This is a genomic window from Parvibaculum sp. (assembly GCF_030694575.1).
Taxonomy (GTDB): domain Bacteria; phylum Pseudomonadota; class Alphaproteobacteria; order Parvibaculales; family Parvibaculaceae; genus Parvibaculum.
Genome location: NZ_JAUYUS010000078.1, coordinates 1 through 11,249, shown reverse-complemented (window position 1 = coordinate 11,249; position 11,249 = coordinate 1). Strand labels below are relative to the sequence as shown.

Annotated in this window: 11 protein-coding genes; 2 read left to right on the top strand and 9 right to left on the bottom strand. The window is 64.2% G+C overall.

Features of this window, described 5'->3' with window-relative positions:
• Window positions 1-199, top strand: a 199-nt coding sequence (locus Q8S60_RS11395) for a hypothetical protein (RefSeq protein ID WP_305668568.1), incomplete at its 5' end; no start/stop codon positions are given.
• A gap of 6 nt (window positions 200-205) precedes the next feature.
• Here the strand turns inward: Q8S60_RS11395 and Q8S60_RS11390 are convergent.
• The 7 genes from Q8S60_RS11390 to Q8S60_RS11360 form a co-directional block, all read right to left on the bottom strand.
• Entirely contained in the window at window positions 206-913 is a 708-nt protein-coding gene (locus Q8S60_RS11390; protein ID WP_305275996.1) for a copper resistance protein B, read from the bottom strand.
• Window positions 913-2,610, bottom strand: a complete 1,698-nt coding sequence (locus tag Q8S60_RS11385) for a multicopper oxidase domain-containing protein (RefSeq protein WP_305668567.1) — start codon at window positions 2,608-2,610, stop codon at window positions 913-915. Before Q8S60_RS11385 ends, Q8S60_RS11390 begins: the two co-directional genes overlap by 1 nt.
• 68 nt (window positions 2,611-2,678) lie before the next feature.
• Window positions 2,679-3,101 (bottom strand): hypothetical protein, encoded by a 423-nt coding sequence (locus tag Q8S60_RS11380; protein ID WP_305275994.1) that lies wholly within the window; start codon window positions 3,099-3,101, stop codon window positions 2,679-2,681.
• Between the two features lie 33 nt (window positions 3,102-3,134).
• Window positions 3,135-4,814, bottom strand: a complete 1,680-nt coding sequence (locus tag Q8S60_RS11375) for an AMP-binding protein (protein ID WP_305275993.1) — start codon at window positions 4,812-4,814, stop codon at window positions 3,135-3,137.
• A gap of 81 nt (window positions 4,815-4,895) precedes the next feature.
• On the bottom strand, window positions 4,896-6,002 hold the full coding sequence (locus Q8S60_RS11370; protein ID WP_305275992.1) for an NAD(P)-dependent alcohol dehydrogenase: 1,107 nt from the start codon (window positions 6,000-6,002) through the stop codon (window positions 4,896-4,898).
• Window positions 6,003-6,034: 32 nt separating this feature from the next.
• Entirely contained in the window at window positions 6,035-6,535 is a 501-nt protein-coding gene (locus Q8S60_RS11365) for an SCO family protein (RefSeq protein ID WP_305275991.1), read from the bottom strand.
• A gap of 10 nt (window positions 6,536-6,545) precedes the next feature.
• On the bottom strand, window positions 6,546-8,108 hold the full coding sequence (locus Q8S60_RS11360; protein ID WP_305275990.1) for a hypothetical protein: 1,563 nt from the start codon (window positions 8,106-8,108) through the stop codon (window positions 6,546-6,548).
• Between the two features lie 121 nt (window positions 8,109-8,229).
• Between Q8S60_RS11360 and Q8S60_RS11355 the strand changes: the two genes are divergently transcribed.
• Window positions 8,230-8,859 (top strand): TetR/AcrR family transcriptional regulator, encoded by a 630-nt coding sequence (locus Q8S60_RS11355; RefSeq protein ID WP_305275989.1) that lies wholly within the window; start codon window positions 8,230-8,232, stop codon window positions 8,857-8,859.
• A gap of 316 nt (window positions 8,860-9,175) precedes the next feature.
• Here Q8S60_RS11355 and Q8S60_RS11350 read toward each other — a convergent pair whose 3' ends face one another.
• Together Q8S60_RS11350 and Q8S60_RS11345 are read right to left on the bottom strand one after the other, a co-directional pair.
• Window positions 9,176-9,949 (bottom strand): SDR family NAD(P)-dependent oxidoreductase, encoded by a 774-nt coding sequence (locus Q8S60_RS11350; protein ID WP_305275988.1) that lies wholly within the window; start codon window positions 9,947-9,949, stop codon window positions 9,176-9,178.
• Between the two features lie 107 nt (window positions 9,950-10,056).
• On the bottom strand, window positions 10,057-11,249 hold a 1,193-nt coding region (locus tag Q8S60_RS11345; protein WP_305668566.1), incomplete at its 5' end, for a class I adenylate-forming enzyme family protein.

The window sequence follows — 11,249 nt, the reverse complement described above, 5'->3', positions numbered from 1 at the left end:
GCTCTGGGGCCTCACCGCCGCTTTCCTGATGAGCCCCGATTTCGCGGACAGCCATTCGCGTCTCTGGGTCGGCGTGCTGCTCGTGCAGTCGGTGCCCTACGCCTCGGCCGTCCTCCTCTCGCTCATCAACGTCATGCCGTCTCTCTTCCGCCCGAAGAAGAAAGAGGAACCGGCGGGCCTGTTGTCGCCCGCCGAGTAGGCGCCGTCAGAACCACATCCGCACGCCGAAGCGCAGCGTCGTATCCTCCACGTCTTCGCCGCCTGCGCGCGTTATCGATGCTGTCTCGCCGAGATCGCGCTCCCATACGAGATCGGCATAGGGCGCGAATTTGCGGGTGACTTCGTAGCGAAGCTGAACTCCGGCCTCGACAGTGCTGAAGCCGGCGCCGGCGCCAAGCTCCGGTACGTCCTGCGCGAAGAGATTCAATTCAACATGCGGCTCGGCGATCAGCCTCTGCGTCAGAAGCAGCTCGAAACTCTGTTCGAACCGCGCCGAGACGTCGCCCTGCGTTGAAACGAAAGCGGTCGCTTCCGTCTCGAAGAAATAAGGCGCAAGGCCGGTGACGCCCGCCGCGAGATAGGTTTCGCCGCGCGGCGCGAAATCCTGCCGCACGCCCACCAGCACGTCCCAATAGGGATGGACGTTCCGCCCGTAATAAAGCTGTACTTCCGCCCGCTCGAAATCGCCGTCTTCGATCTCGCCCTCCGAACGGATCCACAGGCGCTCGACATCGCCGCCGATCCAGCCATCGACATTCCAGTTCCAGAGCCCGCCATGCCGGCCGGTATAATCGAGGTCCGTCTGTATCCTGTGAAAGAGATCGGGGCCATGAGCCGCATGCGCTTCCTGCGCGGCGGCATGCGGCGGCAGGGCGAGAGCGAGGGCAAGGATGCCGGGTGCGATCTTCTTCATCACATGCCTCCATGTCCGGCATGCGCATCATGCGCGCGCCCGTGTTCCGTCACGCCCATCGGCACGACCGCGCCGTCGGCGGTGATGCCGCTCTCCGCCGTGCCCGGTGGCTCGACGATGAAGCGCGACATCATGCCGGACACCATGTGATAGAGCAGGTGGCAATGAAGCGGCCAGGCGCCCACTTCTTTCGCCGTCAGCACCACCGAGACGGACTTTCCCGGCGGCACGATCACCGTGTCCTTCAGCGGCCGCCTGTCGCCGCTGCCGTTTTCCAGTTCGAAGAACATGCCGTGCAGGTGCATCGGATGCGCCATCATCGTCTCGTTGACGAAGCTGAGACGGACGCGCTCGCCATAGCGGACGCGAACGGGCGGCGCCTCGTCGAAGCGCGCGCCATTCAGCGTCCAGACATAGCGCTCCATGTTGCCGGTCAGCCGCATCTCGATGGTGCGGGCCGGCGCGCTGTTGTCGGCATGAGGCGTGAGCGCGTGCAGGTCGCCATAGTCGAGCACCTTCGCGCCCGCCGGAAAGCCCGATGCCCAGCCCACGGGGCGCGTTTCACGCGGCGGGCTCTGCATGCTGTGGCTTCCATGGTCCATGCCTTGATGATCCATGCCCTCGTGATCCATGCCGCTCATGCCGCTTTCGTCATGGGTCATGCCCATATCGGCCATGCTCAGCAGCGCGCGCGGCCGCCGTTCAGGGATCGGCCCTTCGGCGCCGGCCGATGTCGCGAGCGTCGCCCGTGCATAGCCCACGCGGTCGATCGCCTCCGCAAAAAGCGTGTATGCCACGTCCTCCTCCGGCTCCACGATCACGTCGTAGCGTTCCGCGACACCCATGCGGAACTCATCCACCGTCACCGGCACGACGTCGTTGCCGTCCGCCGCCACCACTTTCATCTTGAGGCCCGGAATCCGCACATCGAACAGCGTCATCGCCGAGCCATTGATGATCCGCAGGCGGATGCGCTCGCCCTTTTTGAAGACGAATGTTTCATTCTCCTCGGGTGCCTTGCCGTTGACGAGAAATTCATAGCCCGTCACATCGGCAAGGTCGGTCGGGTCCATGCGCATCGCGCCCCAGTGGAGCCGGTCCTCCAGCGCCGTGCCGAGGCCCTGTTCTCCCGTATCGCGGAAGAAGTCGATGAGCGTGCGCTTGTTGTAATTGTAGTAGCCGGGATCGGCCTTCAGGTTGCGCAGCACACGGTCCGAATCTTCCGGCGTGATGTCGCCGAGCAGCACCACATAATCGCGGTCGGCCTCAACCGGCGATGGTGCCGCCGGCTCGATCACGATGGCGCCCAACACGCTCTGGTCCTGCGTGCCGGAATGGCTGTGATACCAGTAGGTGCCGCTCTGCCTGATGTCGAACGTATAAGTGTAGGACGCACCGGGCGCGATCCCCATGAAGCCGTTGAAGCCCGGCGAGCCGTCCATGATCCCCGGCAACATGATGCCGTGCCAATGCACAGAGGTCGCCTCGCCCGTCCTGTTGGTGACGGTGATGGTCGCGGCCTCGCCCTCGCGCAGCCTGAGCGTCGGCCCCGGCACGCCGCCATTGATGGTCATCTTCTCGACGCGGCTGCCGCCGACCGTCACTTCCGCCGTTTCGACCGTGAGGTCATAGGTGCCCGCCTGCACGGGCAATGCGAAGAACAACGCTGCGGCGGCGAGCCTGTAAGGTGAAAGCATGAGCTCCACTCCGTTCGGTTGAAACAGGGGCGCGCGGAATGACGCGCCCGCCTCAAGCGAAGGAGGAGCTAGATCAGCATCCGGCCTGTCCGGCCGTAAATCTCGTCATAGGATTGCGTCAGCCGTCTTCGTCGGTCCGGCGGCGCTTCCGGCGAAAGTCCTTGCGGCGCGAAAACCGCTTGGGGAAGGGTCCGGAGCGGCGCGGCCATTCCCGTTTCCGTCCGGTCGTCGCGCGCCGTCAGGACGGCGGAAAGCATCCCTTCGGAAGAACCGGCGCAGGCACAGGCCGCCTCGTCCATTCCGCAATCGTGCAGCGCCGCTTCGCCCGCGCGCCCGTGATCGCCATGTCCCGCAGCGGCGTCATGCGCGTGACCTGTTCCGGCCTCCTGCCCATGAGGGTGAGATGCCGCCACCGGCGCGCACCAGGCGCCCGCCGCGAGCACAAGGCTCGCGACATAAAGGGCCAGAATATGAGACCGCAGCTTCGTCATGACGAAACTATGCAACCTTCCAGAACTGGAAGGTCAAGCCGTCTTCGCGATTTCGAGCTTCAGTTCCGCGATCATCGCGTCGCGGATCTGGAATTTCTGCACCTTGCCCGTCACCGTCATCGGAAATTCCGTCACGAAGCGGACATAGCGCGGCACCTTGTAATGCGCGATCTGGCCCTTGCAGAAGCCCTTGATCTCGTCCTCCGTGGCGCTTTCGCCGGGCTTCAGCTTCACCCAGGCGCAGATTTCCTCGCCGAATTTCGGATCTGGCACGCCGACCACGGCGACGTCTTCCACCTTCGGATGGCGGTAGAGATATTCCTCGATCTCGCGCGGATAGACGTTTTCGCCGCCGCGGATCACCATGTCCTTCAGCCGCCCGACGATATTGCCGTAGCCTTCGGCGTCGATGGTCGCGAGGTCGCCGGTGTGCATCCAGCCTTCCTTGTCGATCGCCTCCGCCGTCTTCTCGTCATCGTCCCAATAGCCGATCATCACCGAATAGCCGCGCGTGCAAAGTTCGCCCGGCTCGCCGCAAGCGACTGTCTTCCCATCGAGGTCCACCACCTTGCATTCGAGATGCGGCTGAACCCGGCCGATGGTCGAAACGCGGCGCTCCAGCGGGTCGCTCTCGCCGGTCTGGAAACTCACCGGGCTCGTCTCCGTCATGCCATAGGCGATGGTGACGTCCTTCATGTTCATGGCGGAGATCACCTGCTTCATCACCTCCACCGGGCAAGGCGAGCCCGCCATGCAGCCCGTGCGCAGCGAGGAGAGGTCGAACTTCGCGAAGTCGGGGTGGCCGAGTTCCGCGATGAACATGGTCGGCACGCCGTAGAGCCCCGTGCAGCGTTCCTTCTCGACCGCCTGCAGAACGGCCAGCGGATCGAAGGCTTCCGCCGGATAGACCATGGTCGCGCCATGCGTCAGACAGCCGAGATTGCCCATCACCATGCCGAAACAGTGATAGAGCGGCACGGGAATGCAGAGCCGGTCGCCTTCCTTGAGCCCGACGCTCCGACCGACGAAGAAGCCGTTGTTGAGAATGTTGTGATGCGACAGCGTCGCGCCTTTCGGCAGTCCCGTCGTGCCGCTGGTGAATTGGATGTTGATCGCGTCGCGGCAATCGAGTTCGCGTGCCGTGCCGGCAATGGCGCGCCGGTCGGCATCGCTTGCAAGCCCCGCCACCTCGTCGAAGGCGTGCCAGCCCTTGCGGCTCCCGCCGATCAGGATCGCGTGCTTCAGATGCGGCAGCCGTGCCGAGGCGATCGTGCCGCCCGCGCGCGCGATCTCGGGCGCGAGTTCTTCCACCATCGCCGCATATTCGGATGTCTTGAAGCGCTCCGGCGTCACCAGCGCCTTCACGCCCACCTTGTTCAGCGTGTATTCGAGTTCGGACAGCCGGTAGGCCGGGTTGATGTTGACGAGAATGATGCCGGCCTTGGCGGTCGCGAATTGCGTCAGCGTCCATTCGGCGCAATTGGGCGCCCAGATGCCGAGCCGGTCGCCGCGCCGCAGCCCCAGCGCGAACAGCCCCGCCGCCAGCGCCTCCGCCTTCTCGTTCAACGCGCGATACGTCCAGCGGACACCCTGATGCACGGAAACCAGCGCCTCGCGCTCGGGCCAGGCTTCCGCCGCCGCCGTCAGCGCGTCGCCGATGGTATCTTCGCGAAGCGCGGGCGTTGCCACCCCGCGCACATGCGCTTCCTTCATCTCTTCCTCCCTCGTTCCCGGCGCCATTATCGGCGTGCGCCGCCTGCCGCTCAATGGGGAAAGGTGCCTTGGCTTGTTCTTTCACTGGCCGGGCAGGAGAACGGCTTTGAGAACCTCGCCGCGTTCCGAGGCATGCGCCGCCTCCTCGATTTCGGAGAGCGGATAGAAACGGATCAGCCGGTCGAAGGGGAAGCGGCCCTGTTTCCAGAGTTCGACAAGCTGCGGAATGAAGATGTCGGGAATGCTGTCGCCCTCGATGATTCCGCGCACCGTCCGGCCGAACAGCACCGCGTTCATGTCGAGCTTGAATTCGGTGCCGAGCGGCGCGACGCCGATGATGCCGCATATGCCGGTGAGTCTCAGGCAATCGACCGCCCGACGCACGACTTGCGGTAGCCCTGTGCATTCGAGCGAGAACTGCACGCCTTCGCCGCCCGTCAGCGCCTGAATGGCCTCTACGGTCTCCGCATCGCCATGAAGCGTGTGGGTGGCGCCGAGGTCCCTTGCCAGCGCGAGGCGCTGATCGTTCAGGTCGACCGCGATGATCGTCGTACAGCCGACGACCTTCGCCGCCATGATCGCGGCGAGGCCGACGGAGCCTGCGCCGAAAATCGCGATGCTCGAACCGGCGCCGGGCTTCAGCGCATTCATCACCGCGCCCGCGCCGGTCTGGATGCCGCAGCCCAGCGGACCCATGATTTCCAGTGGCACGTCCTTTGCGATCTTCACCACATTGCGCTCGGTCGCAAGCGCATACTCGCCAAAGGAAGATTGCGCGAAGAAATAGCTGCTGATGCGCTCTCCCTTCTGGCCGCAGCAGGGCGAGGAACCATCCGGCCGCGCGCCGCTGAAATTCCGGCCATAGAGATCGGGGCAATAGCCGTAAAGCCCGCGCTGGCAATTGGCGCAGGTGCCGCAGCTCGCATAGCTCAGCACGACATGATCGCCGGGCGCGACCTTGGTGACGGACTTTCCGACCTTCTCCACCACGCCCGCGCCCTCATGGCCGAGCACGGCGGGAAGCGGCGTCGGAAAATACTGGTCGCGCACCACGAGATCGGTGTGGCACATGCCGACGCCCTTGATGCGCACCAGCACCTCATTGTCGCGGGGGTCTTCCAGCGTCACCCTTTCGATGGTGAAGGGGCCTTCCTTCTCGCGCGTGACGGCCGCTTGCATGTCCGGCATTGCCGCTCCCCGTTCTGTTTGTTGTTTCCGTCTCAGGCCGCCGCGCCGGCGTCAGTCAGCACGCTGCGCAGCCGGTCTGCCATTTCCGTTTCGTCGACCGTGTCCGTGAAATGCGTCAGGTATTTTCCGTCGGGGCCCAGCAGATAGGCGAAGGCCGTATGCGGCACTGCATAGCCTTCGGCATCTTCGGGGTCCGGCCCCTTGCGGGTGAAAACGCGGAAGGAGGCCTTCGCGCTGTCGATGGCCTCGCGGCTTCCCGTCAGGCCGGTGAAGCGCGGGAAGTTCGCTGCGAGGAACGCCTTCATCACCGGCACCGTGTCGCGTTCCGGGTCGACGGTGATATAGAGCGGCGCGACATGGCGGCCGAGCGCGCCCAGTGCGTCGAGCGCGGCGGTCATCCGGGCAAGCGACCGCGGACAGACTTTCCGGCAATGGGTGAAGCCGAAATAGACCAGCATGAACCGGCCGCGATAGCTCGCTTCCGTGACGTGGTTTCCATCGTGATCGGCGAGCGAGAATGTGCCTTCGATCATGCCCTTCTCCTCAATGGAAGGTCAGGACGAAATTCGACGGACGATCGATCGCGCATTCGATATGGAGCAGGCCGGTCTCGCATTTCGCCGCGACGGCGCCCTTGGGCGCGTCAAGCGATGCGCCATCGCCCGAGAGCACGGCCGCGCCGTCGATGTCGAGCGTCCAGGGGCCTCGCTTCCCGATATTCTCCAGTTCCAGTCGCACCTTGCCGGCGCGGTCGGCGCGCGGGCTCAGCGTCAGCACAAGGCTTTGTGCGTCGCGCTCGAAACGCGCGCGCAGCACATCGGCATTATCCGAAATGCCGGCGAGCGCCGGTTCCTCGAAATGACCTTCGTGCCAGGGTTCCGCATAAAGTTTCTCGAGACCGCCCGGCACATTGAGGCGCGCATAACCGAGAAGCGCGTTGCCGGTATGCGGGTCCATGGCGCTGAAGCGCCCTTCCCCGTCGAAAGATTCGTCGTGGCGGCGATAATGGAGGCCGCCATCGGACCATGTGCGATGCAGGAACCTGTCCGCATAGCCAAGCATCTTCGAAAGCGATTCCTCATCGCCGACCTCCGACGCGCAGACCGCCGCCCAGCCGAAATCGCGCGCCGAGGTAAAGCCGAGGCTGCTCGGAATGCCCGGCGTTTCGTTCACCCATAGTGTGCCGTCCGGTCCCGGTTCGCCCCATCGCGCAATCTGCGCCGGATAATGTTCCTCGACGAAGCCCGGATTCCAGGCATGCATCAGCGAGCCCAGCCAGAAATCGATCCATGGCGCTTCGGTCGGGATCAGGTTCCGCTCGATCTCCTGCACCATCATGTTGAAATGGCCGCGCTCGTTCGCGATGCCGAAATCCGACCAGGCGCGCAGATAGCCGTCCGTCGTGTCCTTCGCCAGCGAGCCGCCATAGACCATGTCGTGAAAGCGGAAACCGAGGATCGGCACCTGATTGCAGATCTGGAAGACGCAATTCGGTTCGCAGGCGATGCCGAGATAGCCCTTCTCCACCATCATCCAGTAGAGGTGATCGTTGAGCGAGCGCTCGTCATAGACGAACTTCTTGCCGCCCGCGCCCCAGTAGAGCGGCTTCAGCTCCATCGTGAGCGCGCCGGGCTCCGCATAGCGGCCGTCGTTGAACATGTAGTGATAGAGCAGCGCCATCGACTGCAGATAGGCGCTGTACATGATGTTGTCCTTGACCACGGGATTCCACTCGGCGGGCAGTTCGCCCTGCGCCGAATTGATCGGGCCGTTGCCGGTGCTGACATAATGCCAATAGGTCCAGACGTCGGGCGAGAGCATCTTCTCGATCAGTCGCTGGAAGGTCTTGCGGAAGAGGCCGGGCGCCGCGGGCAGGCGATGCCTGTGCGTCAGCGCCAGCGCGTAGGACATGTAGGCGAGCTGAAAGCGCAGCCCGCCGAAATCTTCCTGCAGGGACGACTTGCCCTGCATGCCCGACCAGTCGTCCGGCAGAAGTGAGGACAGATTTTCGATGCGGCGCAGATGGCCGACCTGATCGGCGTCAAGCATCGGCAGGCTCTCGACGTCGAAAGGTTCGTTCCTCGGAAACTCGCCCGGCGCGGCCATCGATTTCCTCCCCGAAACCATTACAGCGCGATTTCAGGCAGAATATGAAATTGGACATATTTTGTCAATATGGACTACTTATGTATAAATTATCCCGCGACTCAATATGTTCGGAGTGAGAATGGCTGGCGGAACCGCGCTCCGGCGCGCCGAGATCGGACTGGAGCGCCGCGAGAAGACGCGGCAGAAGCTCATCGCCGCCGCCGCGCGCGTCATCGCCACCGGCGGCGACAAGAACGCAACCATCGACGATTTCATTCAGGCCGCCGGCGTCGCGCGCGGGACCTTCTACAACTACTTTCCCACCCGCGAGGATTTGCTGGAGGCGCTCTGGACGCAGGTCGGCAAGGATCCGTTTCTGGAAATCCGCGATGCCTGCGCCGCTGTGAGCGATCCCGCCGAACGGCTGATCGCGCAGGCATGGCACATCCTGATGCGATCGGGAGAGGACCAGGTCTGGGGCTGGCTGGTCTTTGCCTTGTCGGGCAATACCGAAACCGTGAACGCGGACCTCCGCGCCTATCCCGCTCCCGACCTCGAAGCCGGATTGAAGGCCGGGCGTCTCCACTACGACAATCTCGACGCCGCGCGCGACCTCGTCGTCGGCACCGTCCGTGCCGGGATGAAAACGCAGCTCGCCGGCCAAGGCTCAGCCGCCTATGCGCGCGGCCTGTGCCGAATGATCCTGCTGGCGCTCGCCGTGCCGCCTGCGGAAGCGGAGCGGGTCGTCGGGCGGCTGCGGGCGGACTGATGCTGCCCGACGCCCGCCGGACCGGGCTCGCGAAGATTACGCACCGGCCGTTCCGGTCCACCTTCAAAACCGGGGACAAGTTTTTTTCGCCGCTATTGCAGCTAGCGATTCGAAACGGTCGAAAATCCCACACGCGGAAACCGGGGATAAATTCTTTTCCCACACGGATTTTCCGCCTGCGGGGCGGGGACAAGTCCCCCGCCCGCAGGCGAAAAAGACGCCTGAATGTCTTTGTGACAGATCAATGACAATTCGATGACAGCCACGTCGTTTTGAGCGTTTGCGTTACCGCTCGAGAGACCTCCGGCGGTCTCTTTCAGAGCGGCCCGCCGCCGTCGATATTGATCTTCTGGCCGTTCGCGTAAGGGTTCGCGTCGGACACCAGATAGACCACGGCCGCCGCCACCTCGTCGGGTCCGCAGACATGGCCGAAGGGCATGTTGGCGTCGAGTTCGTGAATGTCCATGTCCTTCTTGCCCGCGCGGGCGGCGGCAAGGCGCGAGCCCATGTCGGTGTCGGTGAGGCCGGGCGCGACGATATTCGTCCGTATGCCGAATTTCCGTTCTTCCTTGGCGAGCGTCAGCGCCAGCGCTTCCGCCGCCGCCTTGCCCATATTGTAGGGCCCGCCATTCGCCGAATGGCTCAGCGTCGCGACCGACGAGATGATGATGATGTCGCCGCGCTTCTCTTTGCGCATATGCGGGATCACGAGCTTCGACATGAAATGCGGCGCCATCGCATGCACCTTCAGCACGCGCTCGAGTTCCAGCGGATCGGTGTCCGCCACCGTCTGGCCGCGCGAGGCGATGCCCGCATTGTTGACGAGAATGCCGATGGAGCCGAAATCCCTCAGCACGTCGGCGACCATCTTCTGGTCTTCCTCGAAATTCTCGACCGAGGCCGAATAGGCCTTCGCCTTGCGGCCGAGCCGCTTGATCGCCTCGACGGTTTCGTTCGCCGCCTCCTCGTCGCGCCGGTAATTGACGGCGACATCGGCGCCCGCTTCGGCAAGCGCGACCGAGATCGCGCGGCCGATGCCGCGGCTTCCGCCCGTCACCAGCGCCACGCGGCCTTCGAGTGATACCTTCATCTTCATTCCTCCCTTTTATCGTTGGCGCAAGCATAGCGAAGCCATCCGGGATTTTCACGCCCGGATGGCTTCGCCGCGGAAAGCCCGCGATGACGTTGGGGTAGGGCTCAGGCCGCGCGGTAGCCTTCGTATTTCTTCATGTCTTCGCGCAGCACCGTCTTCAGGATCTTGCCGTTCGGATTGCGCGGCAGCGGCTCGTGCCGAAGCTCGATCTTGATCGGCACCTTGAAGGCCGCAAGCAGCTTGCCGACATGCGCCCGCAGTTCTTCCTCGCTCACCTGCTTGCCGGGCGCGACCTGCACGATGGCGCCGACTTCCTCGCCGAGCACCTTGTGCGGGATCGCGACGACCGCCGCGTCCATCACGGCGGGATGCGCGTAGAGCGCGTCTTCCACTTCGACGCAGTAAATGTTTTCGCCGCCGCGGATCAGCATGTCCTTGGCGCGGTCGAGAATATAGACGAAGCCTTCATCGTCCATACGCACGAGGTCGCCCGAATGGAACCAGCCGCCTTCGGTGATCGCGGCCGCCGTCGCTTCCGGCTTGTTCCAGTAGCCCTTCACGATGTTCGGACCCCTGATCCAGAGTTCGCCGACCTGGCCGTGCGGCACTTCGTTGCCCTTCTCATCGACAACCTTGATGTCGCAGACAGGCACGGCGGGGCCGGCGCTGTCCGGCTTCGCCACGTAATCCTCCGCGAGGTTCTGCGTCGTGATGGCGGAGGTTTCGGTGAGGCCGTAACCGTTCGAGGGGTGGCATTTCGGGAACTGCTTCTTGATGCGCGCGACGAGATCGGGCGCGGAAGGCGCGCCGCCGTAGCCGATCGACTCGACGGTTGAGGTATCGCGCGTGGCGAACTCCGGCGACTCGAGCACCTGCCAGACCATGGCGGGCACGCCGCCGAAGGAGGTGACGCCTTCGCGCTCGATGAGCTCCAGCGCGTGTTCCGGATTCCACTTGTGCATGATGACGAGCTTGCCGCCGCTCGCATAGGTACCGACGAGGATCGAGTGGCAGCCCGTCACATGGAAGAGCGGCACCGACAGCAGCATCACGCGCGGCGGCGCCGTCGGGTCGGGCGCGGGCGGCATCTCGCCGCGCCGCATGAAGGCGCGCGCGCCGCCAAGCATCGCGTTCATCAGGTTGGTCACGATGTTGCGCTGGGAGCCGAGCGCGCCCTTGGGCTTGCCCGTCGTGCCGGAGGTATAGAAGATCGTCGCGTCGTCTTCCGGCTGCATGCCGGGATCGGGCAACGCCTCCGCCGGGAGTTTCGCATAGTCGTCCGGTTTCGCGACCAGCG